Origin of the sequence: Bradyrhizobium sp. CCBAU 51765, from assembly GCF_015291725.1 — a bacterium.
Taxonomy (GTDB): domain Bacteria; phylum Pseudomonadota; class Alphaproteobacteria; order Rhizobiales; family Xanthobacteraceae; genus Bradyrhizobium; species Bradyrhizobium liaoningense.
This window is the reverse complement of record NZ_CP030038.1, coordinates 6095096-6110637: the sequence shown is the minus strand read 5'-3', so window position 1 is coordinate 6110637 and position 15542 is coordinate 6095096. Positions and strand designations below refer to the sequence as shown.

Annotated in this window: 12 protein-coding genes; 8 read left to right on the top strand and 4 right to left on the bottom strand. The window is 63.1% G+C overall.

All coding sequences use genetic code 11. The features are described 5' to 3' along the window. The first annotated feature begins 105 nt into the window (after positions 1–105). Positions 106–1725, top strand: coding sequence for a B12-binding domain-containing radical SAM protein (locus tag XH96_RS28850; RefSeq protein WP_246789776.1), 1620 nt, complete (start codon positions 106–108; stop codon positions 1723–1725). Positions 1726–1929: 204 nt separating this feature from the next. Continuing rightward, entirely contained in the window at positions 1930–4125 is a 2196-nt protein-coding gene (locus XH96_RS28845; protein WP_194388949.1) for a hypothetical protein, read from the top strand. 32 nt (positions 4126–4157) lie between these two features. On the opposite strand, the gene XH96_RS28840 is transcribed toward XH96_RS28845, so the two are convergent. Next, positions 4158–5546: an MFS transporter gene (locus XH96_RS28840; protein WP_194388947.1), complete on the bottom strand. Its 1389-nt coding sequence runs from the start codon at positions 5544–5546 to the stop codon at positions 4158–4160. A gap of 183 nt (positions 5547–5729) precedes the next feature. On the opposite strand from XH96_RS28840, the gene XH96_RS28835 reads away from it, so the two are divergent. The 6 genes from XH96_RS28835 to XH96_RS28810 all read left to right on the top strand — a co-directional run bounded on the left by XH96_RS28835 (position 5730) and on the right by XH96_RS28810 (position 12567). After that, positions 5730–6791 (top strand): isocitrate/isopropylmalate dehydrogenase family protein, encoded by a 1062-nt coding sequence (locus tag XH96_RS28835; protein ID WP_194388945.1) that lies wholly within the window; start codon positions 5730–5732, stop codon positions 6789–6791. Positions 6792–7114: 323 nt separating this feature from the next. Beyond that, complete coding sequence (cax, locus tag XH96_RS28830; protein WP_194388938.1) at positions 7115–8215, top strand: calcium/proton exchanger; 1101 nt, start codon at positions 7115–7117, stop codon at positions 8213–8215. Between the two features lie 342 nt (positions 8216–8557). Next, positions 8558–10192 carry a hypothetical protein gene (locus XH96_RS28825; RefSeq protein WP_194388936.1) on the top strand — a complete coding sequence of 545 codons (1635 nt, stop codon included), beginning with the start codon at positions 8558–8560 and terminating at the stop codon, positions 10190–10192. A gap of 64 nt (positions 10193–10256) precedes the next feature. Beyond that, positions 10257–11300 carry a TAXI family TRAP transporter solute-binding subunit gene (locus XH96_RS28820; RefSeq protein WP_194394298.1) on the top strand — a complete coding sequence of 348 codons (1044 nt, stop codon included), beginning with the start codon at positions 10257–10259 and terminating at the stop codon, positions 11298–11300. Positions 11301–11377: 77 nt separating this feature from the next. Continuing rightward, a complete protein-coding gene (locus XH96_RS28815) occupies positions 11378–11926 on the top strand; it encodes a hypothetical protein (protein ID WP_246789775.1) in 549 nt (182 codons plus the stop codon). A gap of 23 nt (positions 11927–11949) precedes the next feature. Further along, positions 11950–12567, top strand: a complete 618-nt coding sequence (locus XH96_RS28810; protein ID WP_246789774.1) for a hypothetical protein — start codon at positions 11950–11952, stop codon at positions 12565–12567. Between the two features lie 64 nt (positions 12568–12631). On the opposite strand, the gene XH96_RS28805 is transcribed toward XH96_RS28810, so the two are convergent. The 3 genes from XH96_RS28805 to XH96_RS28795 form a co-directional block, all read right to left on the bottom strand. Continuing rightward, positions 12632–13282 (bottom strand): SDR family NAD(P)-dependent oxidoreductase, encoded by a 651-nt coding sequence (locus XH96_RS28805; protein ID WP_246789773.1) that lies wholly within the window; start codon positions 13280–13282, stop codon positions 12632–12634. A 277-nt stretch (positions 13283–13559) separates the two neighbouring features. Further along, positions 13560–14600, bottom strand: coding sequence for a metallophosphoesterase family protein (locus XH96_RS28800; RefSeq protein ID WP_246789772.1), 1041 nt, complete (start codon positions 14598–14600; stop codon positions 13560–13562). Positions 14601–14785: 185 nt separating this feature from the next. Further along, positions 14786–15529 (bottom strand): SDR family NAD(P)-dependent oxidoreductase, encoded by a 744-nt coding sequence (locus tag XH96_RS28795; protein WP_194388932.1) that lies wholly within the window; start codon positions 15527–15529, stop codon positions 14786–14788. Positions 15530–15542 lie beyond the last annotated feature (13 nt).

The following is a 15542-nucleotide window of genomic DNA, read 5'->3' as shown; positions in this document are numbered from 1 at the left end:
GTTCCAGGCCCGGGTCGCGCCCCCGCAGCGGCGACAGTTTGTCCCTTTTGCCGGGATGCAAGACGCCTGCGCTCTGGTACACTGGGCCGAAGCAAAAGGAGTTCCATGAACGTGCCGAGTCCCTGCAACGTGCTGATGCTCTACCCGCTGTTCTCGGCAGAGTCCTTCTGGAGCTTTGGCGAATCCTGCAAAGTGATGGGCGTCAAGCGCCCTGCCGCCCCCTTGGGCCTGATCACCGTTGCCGCGATGTTGCCCGAGAGCTGGACGGTCCGGCTGATCGATTGCAACACTGCGCCGCTCGGCGACGATGATCTCGCCTGGGCCGACGTCGTGTTCACCGGCGGAATGATGCCGCAGCAGGCCGATACGCTGCGCCTGATCGAGCTGTGTCGCGCCGTCGGCAAGCCGGTGGTGGTCGGCGGTCCGGATCCCACCTCGAGCCCCCACCTCTATGAGCGGGCCGACTTCCGGGTGCTCGGCGAGGCCGAGAGCGTCATCGACGAATTCATCGCGGCCTGGGAGAGCGGCGCGCGTTCCGGCACCTTCACCGCGCCGAAGTTCCAGGCCGATGTCACCAAGACGCCGGTGCCGCGCTTCGACCTGCTCAAGTTCGAGGACTATCTCTATCTCGGTGTACAGTATTCGCGCGGCTGTCCGTTCACCTGCGAATTCTGCGACATCATCGAGCTCTACGGGCGCGTGCCGCGGACCAAGACGATCGAGCAGATGTTCGTCGAGCTCGAGACGCTTTACCAGATGGGCTATCGCGGCCATCTCGACTTCGTCGACGACAATTTCATCGGCAACAAGAAGTCGCTGCGGCAATTCCTGCCGAAGCTCGCCGAATGGCAGCGCACGCATGGCTATCCCTTCGAATTCTCCACGGAAGCCTCGGTCAACCTCGCCGACGATCCGGAGCTGCTGGAGCTGATGGGCGCGGCCAATTTCTTCGGCATCTTCGTCGGCATCGAAAGTCCGGATCCAGCGACGCTGGTCGCGATGCGGAAGAAACAGAACACACGGCGCAACATCGCCGAGAGCATCCACAAGATCTACGCCGCCGGCATGCTGGTCACCGCGGGCTTCATCGTCGGCTTCGACAACGAGAAGGTCTCGATGGCGGAGGCCATGATCGATTTCATCGAGGAGGCGGCGATTCCCGTCGCCATGGTCGGCCTGCTCTATGCCTTGCCGAACACGCAGCTCACGCGCCGCCTCGAGCGCGAAGGCAGGCTGCATCCGGGCCATGATGTGGCGCCGACCATCGGCGCCGATCAGTGCACCGCCGGCATCAATTTCGATCCGGTCCGCCCGTTGCGCGACATCCTGCTGGACTACAGGCGGGTGCTGGAGCACACCTACAGCCCGGCGGCCTATGCAGGACGCGTCGACCGCCTGATGACGCTGCTCGACCGATCCAGGCAGCGTCCCGAGCTGGCCGAAGGAGATATCCGCGCCAGGCTCGGGGCGATGGAGACGGTGCACAAGGTGGTCACCGCCCTACCCGAGGCACGGGGGCCGCTGTGGCAGACCTTCATGAATTGCGCCAAGCGTGACACCTCGTCCGCACGCATCGCCGTGCAGATGATCGCGGCCTATGCGCATCTCGGACCGTTCTCGCGCAAGGTGATCGCGGCCATCGATGAGCGCCTGGCCGCGCTAGGCGAGCACATGCCCAATCCCGTCGTGGCTGCGGACGCGCCCGAAATTCGACATCTGGCCTGACATCCGCAGAGCCGATGGGGACCGCGGGGCGCTTCGATGCACCGCCGGGCGGGCCTTCCGGCAATCAAAGCGGCTGTCATGTATGAGATCCCGGCTTGACAGCCGAACAACCTCAAGCTGATCGTCATCAGGACGGCACCGGGCCTGCCATGATTTCGGTGCGCCGCTGCGTCATTGCCAGATTGGCTTTAACGGGGGTGAGCCATGTTCAGGAAGGTGATCCGCTGGTCGATTGCATTGATTGTCGTGGCGGTTCTGGCTTTCGCGTATCTGCCTTCCTTCATCGCCGATTCCATCTACAAGAACGTCGACGACATCACCGACGGCGAGATGCCCGCCACGGTCACGGCCTTTCAATCGGGGCCGGACGTCGTCAGCACCATCGGCGGCAGCGGCGAGGGCTTGAACTGCAGCCTGCCGCCCTGGGCCAACATATTGTTCGACAGCGGGACGGATTCCAACCAGAAGCGCCATCTCGTCCTGCAGCGCTTCAGGCAGGCCTGCGTCTTTCACGACCTGTGCTATCGCCACGGCCTTGCGACCTACGGCTATAACCAGAACGATTGCGACCGCATTCTGCAGAACGCGGCTTTTCGGCTGTGCGTCTACATACGAAACAGCAGTCAGGAAAGCAGCGCGGCGCGCTGTCAGACCGATTCCAAGATGGTTCTGGCCGGCGTGAGTCTCGGAGGGTACAACGCCTATCGCGGCTGGGACCGATCGACCTACTTCGAATTCGACTCGGATCCGTCACGATCGAACGGGTTTCAGGTCAGTCGCGTGGTCGATCATCCATTCAAGGCGACGCTACCTGCCAAATACGCGGACGACCCCGATGAGGTCATTCTCATGTTCGAGAACCTTCGCTCCAATCTGGCCGTGACCTGCATCACCTGCGCGGCGGTTCCCGTTCTCGAGTGGACCACCGATCCCAACGCCGTCAGCGCCGAACTGCGCTCGGTCGGGGTGACGCGGTTGCCGGACGTGCTGCTCAAGCGCGTGCCCATGCTGACCGAAACCATGCCGGTCTGGTTGCCGCCACGCCGGCGGCACGCGGCGCCGCATCTCCTGGTCGATGGAGCGGGCAAGAACCATCTGATCTGGATGAGCCGGAATAACTCGGAGAACAGCATATCCTGTGTCGTCAGCGCCGATGCGGCGCGTCTCCTCACCAATACCTTGCCGACCCGGGATCTCTGCTCGGTCGATGCGGGCCCATCGCTGACCCGCGTGGAAGTCGACATGTTCGCGACCTCTCCGCTTCCGATGGAGGTACCCGGAAGTTCGGATCTCATCTATGCGATCTCGGCCAGCCCACAGAAGACGGCAGAGCACCATCTGAGCTTCTGTTCGCGCTCGGCGTCCCGGAAGGTCGAGGAGACCGACCATGACGACCGGTCCAAATGCGTCACCTTCCCCGAAACGGAGGTCCGCAAGGGCGCGGCGCTCGGCGCGTTTCAGAACTTTCCGCTGGTTCGTCCCGGGCAGCAGATCTATTTCGCGAGGGACATCGCGCAGCAGGCGGACTCGCTGCTGACCGCCGTCTGGCAGCGCGCCTTTGGCAATACTTTTTCGCCCGAAGGCGCTCTGCTCGTGATCGACGTTGCGCCGCCGCTCGCCGCAAGAGGGCCTCTCCCGGCCAGGCTGAAGAAGATCGTGCGGTTCGACATCGACGATCGCTTCGATCCGATGATGCCGATCACGCGCAAGGTGGACGACCTGCGTTTCCTGAGCCTCGAGGCGGCGAAGTCGAGCGTGCACCTTCGCATGATCGATTTCGCCAAGGACAAGCCCTCCGTCGGCAATGTGCAACTGATGATGGGCAACGGCGAGGTGGAACTGGATCGCTCCTGGGCGGAGAGGCCCATGCTGGTGCTGGAGACCAGGGACGCGCGACCCAGAACCAAGCTGGTGTTCTCGCGCGGAGAAGTTGCGGTCCAATCGGGCAAGCCCGTCACGTCCGACGCGACGACGGAAGCGTTGACGCTGCAGACATTGGTTTTCGAACGCGATGCCGCGGCGCCTTCGAATATGCCCTTCGTGAAATCGGCCGGAGCGGCGTGCCGGGTCGTGTACGAGTTCGCACCGAACCACACCGACTGGCCGTGCTACCGCGCGTTCGATCCCGAGCGTACGATGCGGGCGTCGCCGGCGACGCGGATGCAGGCCTCCCAGATGCTGGTCGGGCGGTTCACCCGAGCCGGCGGCCATGGCATCGCATTTCCTGATCTCTGCCTGAAGTCGGAGCCGATCATCCTGGCGCCGCAAGGGAGCACGTTTGTGCCCGTGAGCGAGACCGCGGGTTGGACAGGGCCGCCAAGGCTGACACGGACGGTCAAGTGCGAGCCGCTCGATGCGGCGGCAGTCGTGAGCCGTCCGATCGCGCAGAAGGCGCCGTGAGGCCCGCTGAAAAGCGTGCCAACGCGTCCGGTCTACTTCACGGCGAGCCGCAGGAAGCTCATCACGCTGCCGAGTGCGGCAAAGCCTGCGCCAAGCGCCAGCGCCAGTGTCGCGCCGTCGTGACCTGCGAGCGCGAAGCAGGCGGCGGCGAGCGCGGCGCCGGTCGTCTGCCCGGTCAGGCGCGCAGTGGCGACGATGCCCGAGGCGCTGCCGCTGCGGTGCGGCGGCGCGCTCGACATCACCGCCTTCATGTTCGGCGCCTGGAAGAAGCCGAACCCCATGCCGCAGATCACCATGCGCCAGATGATGTCGGCGATCGCAGGGTTGGCCGGCAGCATGGCGAGCAGCGCCATGCCGAGGCCGAGCAGCACGAGGCCGATGCCGCCGAGCAGGCCGACGGCATAGCGGTCGGAGAGGCGTCCCGCGATCGGCGCCATGATGCCGACCACCAGCGGCCAGGGCGTCATGAAGAAGCCGGTCTCGACCTGAGAGCGGCCGAGCACGTCCTCGAAGTAGAACGGCAGCGAGACGAAGGCGAGGCCCTGCACCGCGAAGGAGCACACCGCGGTCGCCGCCGACAGCGCGAACATCGGCCGGCTGAACAGGTCGATCGGCAGCATCGGCGCGGGATGGTCGGCATGGCGGCGGGTCAGGATGAAGCCGAGCGCGAGGGCGGTGGCCAGCTCGATGCCCACGACCACCGGCGACAAATTGTGCGCGGCGCTGCCGATGCCGGTGATGAACAGGCCGAGGCAGGCGGTGGCGAGGATCGCGCCGAGAAAGTCGAAGCCGTGATCGGCGCGCGGGGTCTTCGGCAGCATCGCAAAGCCGATGCCGATGGCGACGAGGCCGAACGGGATGTTGACGGCGAACAGCCAGGGCCACGGGCCGATCGCCAGGATGGCGGAGGCGATCGAGGGACCGAAGGTGAAGGCGGTCGCGACCACCAGCGCGTTGTGGCCGAAACCGCGGCCCTGCATCCGCCCGGGATAGACGAAGCGCACCAGCGCCGTGTTGACGCTCATGATGCCGCTCGCGCCCAGGCCCTGCAGGGTGCGCGCGACGAGCAGGCTGTCCAGCGACCACGCCACCGCGCAGAGCAGCGAGGCGATGGTGAACAGGATCAGGCCGCCGAGATAGATGCGCTGGTGCCCGACGATCTCGCCGAGCGCTCCGAGCGGCAGCAGGGTTGCGACCAGCGCGATCTGGTAGACGTTGACGACCCAGACCGACTGCTCCGGCGTGACGTGCAGATCGGCTGCGATGGCGGGCAGGGCGATGTTGGCGATCGCGGTGTCGAGCGAGGCCATCGCCAGCGCGGTGAAGATCGCGGCGATAGCCCAGCGCCGCTGGCCGGCCGGCAGGCCATCGGACATGGTGTGATCGGGCTCGCGCGTGGCGGCCGGTAACGTGATTGTCATTGCCTGGTTGTCATTGCGTTCGCGCGTTGCTCCGGCGGCGGGGCTGGGGGCTCTCGGCATGTACTACGGCCGGGCTGCCTGCCACAGGCACAAGCGCGCATGCTGTGTATGCGCGAAGGTTGGGCGCTGATGCCATCCATCGGCGTATGATCGCGGCGGCTGTTGCAATCTCAGGAGAGCGCCATGCATATCGTCGTGTTGCCCGGTGACGGCATCGGACCGGAGATCACGACCGCGACAACGGGCGTGCTGCGGGCAGCCTCCGAGCGCTTCCAGCTCAATCTGCGCCTGGAGGAGCACGCGGTCGGGCATGCGAGCTTGAGGCTATCAGGCACCACCGTGCGCCCAGAGCTGCTCGACATCGTCCGCACGGCCGATGGCCTGATCCTGGGGCCGACCGCGACCTTCGACTTCAAGGACGAGGCGCATGGCGAGATCAATCCGTCGCGGCACTTCCGCAAGAGCCTCGATCTCTATGCCAATGTCAGGCCCGCGCGCACCTATGCCGGGCGGCCCGGCCGCCTCGGCGAGTTCGACCTCGTCGTGGTGCGCGAGAACACCGAAGGATTCTACGCCGACCGCAACATGGAGCAGGGCAATGGCGAGATGCTGGTCACGCCTGACCTCGTGATCTCGCTGCGAAGGATCACGCGGGCGTGCTGCGAGCGCATCGCGCACGCCGCCTGCCGGCTCGCGATGAAGCGGCGCAAGCATCTGACCATCGTGCACAAGGCCAATGTGCTCAAGATCGGGGATGGCATGTTCCTGGACATCTGCCGCGCGGCGGCAAGGACGTATCCCGGTCTCGTGGTCGACGACATCCTGGTCGATGCCATGATGGCGCATGTGGTGCGCAATCCCGACCGCTTCGACGTCATCGTCGCGACCAACATGTTCGGCGACATCCTGTCCGATCTCACGGCGGAACTCTCCGGTAGCCTGGGCCTCGGCGGCTCGCTCAATGTCGGCGACCGCTATGCCATGGCGCAGGCCGCGCACGGCTCGGCGCCCGACATTGCGGGGCAGGACGTCGCCAATCCGGTCTCGTTGGTCCTGTCGTCGGCCTTGCTGCTGGCCTGGCACGGCCAGAACAGCGGCGCCGTGCGCTATGAGGAGGCTGCGCGCGCGATCGAGGCAGCGGTGGCAAAGGCGATCGGCGAGGGCAGGGCCACGCGCGACGTCGGCGGCAGGCTCGGCACCATCGCGGCGGGGGCCGCGATTGCGGAGATCCTGCAGGGAGGGTGAGGAGGTCTCGCGAATTTTTTCGGTGGGCTCAAGACAAAATCGCGAAACAACCCCATGCACAGTAGAAGGCCCCTTGATCGACAAGGGATTCTTCGAGGAGCCTCGCGACGACATCCGTGACCTCGATCACGTTGACCCGTCGGGCAAAACACTGGCATGATGCTATCGTGCCGGCGGTCGTGAACGAGGGCGCATTCTCGCGATGCGTGATGTCCGGCCTCACGCCATTTGGCGGCGCGCCGTCTCGCCTTGAGGCAGATCAATACTCACCCCGCAGGGCCGCCACACCATCCATCAACGCATCGATGGAAGGCGGCGTCGATATGGGAGCTTTGCTCAGGGAAATCCGGGACACCCCTTTGCTCTGGATGCTGGTCTTTGTACCCATCGTGCTGGTGGCCGATGCGGCTGCGCCGCACTCCCACACGCTGCTCTTCGTGCTGGCCGTGCTTGCGATCGTGCCGCTGGCGGCGCTGCTCAGCCACGCCACAGAAGCGGTCGCTGCCAAGACCGGCGATGCCGTGGGCGGACTGCTCAATGCAACACTCGGCAATCTGACGGAGTTGATCATCGCCATCACCGCGCTGCGGGCGGGCCAGTACATGCTGGTGAAGGCCTCGATTGCGGGCGCGATCGTGACCAACGCGATATTCATGCTCGGCGCCTGCCTGCTGATCGGCGGCATGCGCTACCATGTGCAGGAGTATAACCGCGCTGGCGCGCGGCTCTCGTCCGGCCTGCTGTTGATGGCAACCGTCGCCCTGCTTGCGCCTTCGGCCGTCGCCGATCTCCAGTACCTGCCCCAAGGTGGGGGCATCCTGAACAAGCTCAGCGTCGGAATTTCGATCCTGCTCATCATCGCTTATGCGCTCGGCCTGTTGTTCTCGCTTGTTACGCACAAGGAGCTGTTCGCAAGCTCCGATCATGGCGACGACAAGGAGGCGCACTGGCCGATCGGAATAGCCGCCGGCACGCTGCTCATCGTCACGGTGCTGGTCGCGCTGGTCAGCGAAATCTTCGTGGAATCGGTGCAGAAGGCGGCGGAAACCTTCGGGATGAGCGCGGCCTTTGTCGGCTTCATCGTCGTCTCGCTGGTCGGCGCCGCCGCCGAATTCGCGGTGGCCTTTGCCGCGGCGCGCAAGGACCGGCTCGACATGGCCGTCAGCATCGCGCTCGGCAGCGCCTCCCAGATCGCGCTGTTCGTTGCACCCGCGCTGGTGCTGCTCAGCTATGTCGTGGGACCCACGCCGATGAACCTGCAGTTCTGGCCGGGCGCCGTCACCATGGTGATGATTGCAACCGTCACGTCGGCCTTCATCACCGCCAGCGGGCGCTCGGCCTGGTTCGTCGGCGCCCTGATGCTGTTCATCTATGCGGTGTTTGCGCTGACGCTGTATGTCGTCCCGCCGGCGGGCAAGGGGTGAGGGGCGGTCGCCCGACGGCACGAGGCTTCCAATTTCACTCCGCGGAGGATGGCGGCCCGCGGCAAGCCGCGGGCGGGGGAGCCGTGGGCGGGATAACGACATTGCTCGATGACCGGTCGTCGAACCTGACGTCGGCAGCGGCAAATCTCGAGACGAATTATTTAATTTGACTTATCATCTAGTTAATATTATATAGCTTTTTATATATTTAACAAATTAAATCGCGGCGGAGCACCGCCCTGACCTCATTTCGATCTACGCGTGTTCTGATCGAGCACTGAACCATGCGACCAGGCCGAGCCATCCGATCCATTGGAGTTGGCGTCGAGAGAGGCGTGATACATGCGCCGACCAATTGATACAGCACCGAGGAGCGGAGAGGACCTCTGGGTAGAGGACGCGACCGGGGCTGTTGAGGTCGGCCACTGGTCACCCGAGGCGGATAAATGGGTCTGGCGGGACGGCTCGCCAATCGATCCTGCGCCGACCCATTGGTATCCCGTGACGGAGGATGTCGATCCGGACGACGAACGATCGGGCGGCTCGCTCGTGACGGCTGCAATTTTGATCCCCGTCATCTTCGTCGGAGCTTCCCTGCTCGGCGTGTTCACACCATTCACGGCGCAACCGGACATGACGCGCATCGGTAGCGAGAGCGCGCTCAGCCTCGATCAGCGGCCGGAAATCACGACCGGTTCGCTAGGGCTCTTTCAACGCGAAGCGACCGGAGCGCTGATGCAGGCGGATCCGGCAAGCGTGGTACGGCCAAGCCAGCGGCTGGACGAAGACGCGCCGCGCATTGAAGCGCGCGCCAACGAGCTGGCCGAGGCGCACAGGGAGCTCGACGAGGCAGTCCAGCGCACGCACACGGCGGAAATCGCCGCGGAGGAGCTGCGGAAATCACTTCAACAGGAGCAAGCTCACAGCGCCGAGCTCGCGAACGAACTTGCCGGAGCCCGCCGCGAGATCGACGCAGGTAACGCGCAATCCCGGAACGCGGACGAGGTGGCCGCGCAGCGTAGAGATGCGGCGGCGCGGGAGATCGCGGAACTGCAGCAGTCCCTGCAGCAGGAGCGGCAAAGAAGTGGCCTCCTCGTGAAGCAGGCGAACGCCGCGCAGGCGGCAGCGGCGAGCGCCGAACAGGAACGCCACGAGGCGCAGTCACGCGCCGCCGCGCTCGCGAGCGAACTCGCCGGAATACCTCGCGGATCGCTCATAGCGGATGCTGCGGCCGCTGAACAAAGGGAGGCAGTGGGGCGGGAGGTTGCCGAGCTGCGGCAGTCTTTGCAAGACGAGCGGCAGAAGAACGCCGACCTCGCTGCCCAGGCCAAAGCAGCGCAAGCGGTAACGGCCAATGCCGAACAACAACGCCGCGCTCTCGAAGAGGCCCAGGCGCATGCAGCCGCGCTGGCGAGGGAACTTGCCGAAACGCGCCGTGAGATCGAAACCCGGAACGTGCAATTGCGCGAGGCGAACGATGAGGCCTCGCAGCAGAGACAGGCTGCGAACCGAGAGATTGCCGAACTGCGGCAGTCGCTGCAACAGGAGCGGAGCGGGATCGAAGCCAAGCAGAAAGACCGTGCATCGGCATCGGGCCCGGCCGATGCGCGCCTCCAGGTGCAGCAAACAAATGAAGGCCCGATCTTGCCGGCGACGCGGAGCGTGGAAGCGACTGTCGCGGAGCCGCTGACTGCCGCAAACCAAAACGAGGCGGAGGCCCGATTGATCCCGCGCGCCAAGGCGTTGCTCGATCAGGGAAATATCGGTGCAGCGCGGATCGTACTCGAGCTCGCGGCCGAGAAGGACATCGCCCAGGCAAGTTTCATGCTCGCGGAGACATACGATCCGGCGGTTCTGTCCGCCTGGGGGACCTATGGAACGCGCGGCGAAGCGGCCAAGGCGCGAGAGCTCTACGCGAAGGCACACCGGGGCGGTATTCGCCAAGCGAAGGAACGGTTGGATGCGTTGCGGCGCTGAGAGTGGACTTGTTGCAGTCCCTCGGGACGAAAGGTTGCGATGGCTGATTCGGAAGGGAAACGACATGAACAGAGCGCCAAGGTCACTCTCATTGCTCCTGCTCGCCTGGTTGGTGCCGGTCGCGACGATGCTTCAGACGGCCTGCTTGGAAGCGCAAACGGCGAGAAAGACCAGGGCCGATGCTCAACTCGTCCGAAGGCCGCTCCCGCAAGAGAATGAAAAGGACCGGATGAACGCCTGGACGGTCGGGCTCGCCGGCGGTCTGCTCGAGGGCGCACCGATCCGCCTCGCCGCAGAAATGGCTCGCGTCGTCGACGACGGAGCGGACCTGCATCTCCTGCCGATCGTCACGCGGGGGGCCACCGACAATCTGAATGCGCTGCTGTATTTGCGTGGCGTCGATACCGCCATCATCAATTCCGACGCGCTCGAAGAGTACAAGGTTCAGGCACCGCAGATCCGAAGCCGCATCACGTATCTGCTCAATCTCTTCCCATCCGAGCTGCACATTTTTGTGCGGCCTGAAATCACAAGCCTGCAGGACCTTGCCGGCAAGAAGGTGAACTTCAACACATTGGGCACCGCAGCCGCCTATTCAGGGCCACTGATCTTCAGCCGTCTCGGCATCGATGTCGACAAGACATTCATTCCGCATCAGGTGGCCCTGGAACAGATGCGCAAGGGCGAGATGTCGGCCGTCGTGTTCATTACATCGAAACCCGTCGACGCCTTCGTAAAGGGCCGCTGGGAGGCTGGATTCAAGTTCCTCCCAGTCAACTACGACAGGAAGTTCGAGGACTATTATCTGCCCGCGACCCTGGATGCCAAAGAGTATCCCAGTCTGATCAGGCAGGACGAGCGGATCTCGACCATCGCGGTGCCGACAGCGCTCGTTGCGTTCAACTGGCCGCAACATTCGAATCGTTACCAACGCGTGGCGCGCCTGGTCGAGTACCTGTTCTCGCGGATCGACCGGCTGCAGGCGCCGGGCTTCGATCCGAAATGGCAGTCGATCAATCTCGCGGCGACCGTGCCGGGGCTCACCCGCTTCCAGGCCGCGCAGGACTGGCTGGATCGCAAGGCGCGCAGTGCACAGGCACGGCCATGAAGAGTGCCGCTCCTCCACTCGCCGTCGCTTTCAATGTGGCCTGCGGAATCGCTTCCGCGCAAAACACGAGCGGTCCCATGGAAACACTTCGGGCTTGTTCGGCGATGGAGGGGCAAGCCCGGCTGGAATGTCTGCAAGATCTGTCACGCAAGATTCCGCCGCCCGGGCGTCGGGCGTCAGACGATGGCTGGCTGATCAGCGAGACCACTTCGCCTGTCGACTATTCACCGATCGTCACCGCCACTACCTCTTCCGTTGGCGGCTCGGATGGTGCCGCAATGCAACTCGCGATCCACTGCCGCAAAGGCCGCACGGAGGTCGTAGTCGCAGGACCGACGGTGTCACGCAGTGCCAATGAGTATGCCGTCTCCTTTCAGCTCAATGCGGAGCCGCCAATGCAACTCGCGGCGGCCTCGCCGTCATTCGGCTCCGGCGTTGCTGTCGGCGGCGACGTCTTGCAGTTGCTGAGGTCGCTACCCGATGACGGTCACGCCATTGTGCGTCTCTCCATCCGCACCGGCGCGGTGCAAGAGGGACAATTCCTGCTCAGCGGATTCAAGAACGTGCGCGACAAAGTGGGGGCTGCGTGCAAATGGCCACATGCCGTCGCCAGACCAGGACGGTGACGATTAGGGAACGGAGAAGCGAGATGATCAATTCAAAATTGGCGATGGCAGTCATCAGCGGCTTGGCGATGTTGCTTCTGGCCGGACCAAACGCGCAGGCGCAGCAGGACAGCCAGTTGATCCCGCAGGCGAGTGCGAAGAGCCAAGCGAGCAACCAGAAGCATCCAGGTAGACATAAGCAGGCGGGCAAACCGGGGCAGAATCACACGAGCAAGCAGAACCCTGCGAGCGCGAGAGCGCTGGCTCAGATGACCACATCCGAGATCGCCAGGAAGCCGCATCGGCTGATATTGCAGGTCAATTCCAACGAACCTGCGATGATGAACCTCACACTCAACAATGCGACCAACGTCGCGCAATACTACCGCGATCTCGGTGAGCCTGTGTCGATCGAGGTCGTCACCTTCGGTCCTGGGCTTCACATGCTGCGTGACGACACCTCACCGGTAAAGCCGCGCATCGAGGTCCTCGCGATGAGCCATCCCGAAATCTCCTTCAAGGCTTGCGGCAACACACAGGAAAACATGCGTAAGGCGGAGAACAAGGACATAAGCCTGATTCCGCAGGCCACGGTCGTCAAATCCGGTGTCGTCCGCGTCATGGAGCTGCAGGAACAGGGCTGGAGCTACGTCAAACCGTGAGATCCTGCGGCAAAACCGGACGCCGCGTTTCGCGGGCCGAGCGGATTCATGAGGTCACTCCTAACTAGAACTGATACCTCCGCAATCCCCCATCCACCGGGATCACCGTGCCCGTGATGTAGCGCGCCACCGGTGAGGCCAGAAACACCGCGAGGGCCGCGAGATCTTCCGGTTCGCCCCAATAGCCCACCGGGATTTCTTCCTCGGCAAAACGCTCGCGATAATCCGGCGCGTAGTTGCGGCGGATCTGTTCGCTCATGATGCGGCCGGGCGGGATGCAGTTGATGGTGATGCCGTGCGCGCCGATCTCGCGCGACAGGCCCTTGGCCCAGGCGTGCACCGCGGCCTTGGCGGCGAAGGCGGCATTGAGGCCTTCCGGCTCGGACTTGCCGGTAATGTTGACGATGCGGCCCCATTTGCGTTCGATCATCTGCGGCAGCAGCGCGTGCGCGATGCGGCGATAGCTGGTGAAGTTCAGCGCGATCGCCTCGTCCCATTTGCTGTCGGGCGCATCGACGGGGAGGGGACGGCTGCCGCCGGCATTGTTGACGAGGATGTCGACATGGCCGAGCTCCTTCAGCGCGAAGGCCGCAATGTTCTCGGCGGCGTCCTTGGCCATCACGTCCTGCTCGAACGGCGTGATCAACCCGCCGCCGACTTCTTTCGCCAGGTCGGCCAGCAGGTCGATACGGCGCGCCACGCCGATGACGCTCATGTCTTCAACGATTCTAAGTCGATTGGGCAAGAGTGACGCAGAAACATTCGAGACAGCAAATATTCCATCGGTCAAATCTTAGGATGCAGGAAGCAGCTTGTAGTTTGGCGATCCGAACGGTCGTCGAAGAGATTTTAGGAAAACTACACGAGGGTTTGTTAGGTCAACGCTTCGGAATAAGCAGATCGTGTCGCTTGGTGCTACGTTCCGCCGACGGTATTCTTGAGGGATGCGCCCAACAAGCCTGACATTCCGGCGCTTAAGTGACAAGAAGCAGCTAGCTACTACGTGAAGCTTGGGGCCAGTGCAGAAAACTTCCCATGAGTCGCAGTTGCTCGAAGACCTTAGAAAGCGTTCCATTGCGGCAAGGCAGTCCAGCACGGAGGTCGCTGGGAACCTCGGTTCCTTCCGCTGTTGTTAAGGCCCTGCGTGCCCAAACTTCAGTGTCGATGTTTGTATCTAACAGCAAAATAGCAAGTCGAGTCTCGTCGAGCGGAACAGGGGCATATCCCGCGTTTAGAACTTCGCCAAAATAGCTGATGCGCGGGGTATATTGTGGAAGCAGGTTATGGTGGGAGACTACAAGTGTGGTCTTTCTATCGCGGCTGATGCGCGCCGCGATCTCCTCCAAATCGACTGCTCGGAAATAGGGAGTGTCAATTTGTTCGTAGACCTGTGTGGCAAGATCTGGCGGCTGCTCAGTTTGGAGACCTTTGTCGCCAAACGGTTCATCGTCGGAAAGTTCGAGCGGCATGCCACTGGGACTTAGCAAAGAATCTTGGAGCCCTCTTGGATACAGGGCCTTGGACCAGGATCCGATGCTCGAATTCATCATGATGACTGGTAGTTTCGCTTTGCTGGCACCAACAACCTCGTAGCTGACAAAATTCCGGACTGGAGGGTCTCGCCAGTTGTGCTCTTTGAAGGCGTCTTGCAGGGCGTCAAATTTCCCCGTGTCGCCTAACCGGATTGCGTCTTCGCGGCTGACGTCGTGATTGCCGGGAACTCCATAGATTGGAATGCGACGGTCAGCCAACGTTTCGTTGATGATGCCATCAAGGATCAGTACCGCATCTGCGATTAATCCGGTGACCCCCTTGCTAGTGAAGTCGCCCATCGTGAACACTGCATCGATGGGCTCGTCCCGACAAATCGACCGAAGGGCTCCCAGTACAGATGTGAGTGGCTTAGTTGCCAGGCTTGAAATGATCGTCGGGGAGAACGTTGATAGCTTAACGTCTACCTCTGTTGTCTGGCTTTGCCAGTCAGGAAGATGAATATCTCCGATTTGGAGCAATGTAATTTTGCTAAGGGGCATATGTCTACTATGGGTTGTTTCAATAAGCTACTCGCCTGTCTGAAAGATGGTCAAGCGATCAATAGGAATTTCAGCAACTTACTGTGGCCAAATAGGCGGCCGCACTCGATGGGAGTTTATACCCAGCGTATTGAGCCGCGGCCGCTCAGCTGGTTCGTCCCTGCTTTTGGGCAGACGATAGCGGATTAGAACTGGTATCTCCGTAATCCCCCATCCACCGGGATCACCGTGCCCGTGATGTAGCGCGCCACCGGTGAGGCCAGAAACACCGCGAGTGCCGCGAGATCTTCCGGTTCGCCCCAATAGCCCACCGGGATTTCTTCCTCGGCAAAACGCTCGCGATAATCCGGCGCGTAGTTGCGGCGGATCTGTTCGCTCATGATGCGGCCGGGCGGGATGCAGTTGATGGTGATGCCGTGCGCGCCGATCTCGCGCGACAGGCCCTTGGCCCAGGCGTGCACCGCGGCCTTGGCGGCGAAGGCGGCATTGAGGCCTTCCGGTTCGGACTTGCCGGTAATGTTGACGATGCGGCCCCATTTGCGTTCGATCATCTGCGGCAGCAGCGCGTGCGCGATGCGGCGATAGCTGGTGAAGTTCAGCGCGATCGCCTCGTCCCATTTGCTGTCGGGCGCATCGACGGGGAGGGGACGGCTGCCGCCGGCATTGTTGACGAGGATGTCGACATGGCCGAGCTCCTTCAGCGCGAAGGCCGCAATGTTCTCGGCGGCGTCCTTGGCCATCACGTCCTGCTCGAACGGCGTGATCAACCCGCCGCCGACTTCTTTCGCCAGGTCGGCCAGCAGGTCGATACGGCGCGCCACGCCGATGACGCGCACGCCTTCGGCTGCGAGGCCCTTGGCAATGGCGCGGCCGATGCCGATGCTCGCGCCGGTGACGACAGCGGTTTTCGATTTGAGCCCGAGGTCCATGGTCGCACGCTCT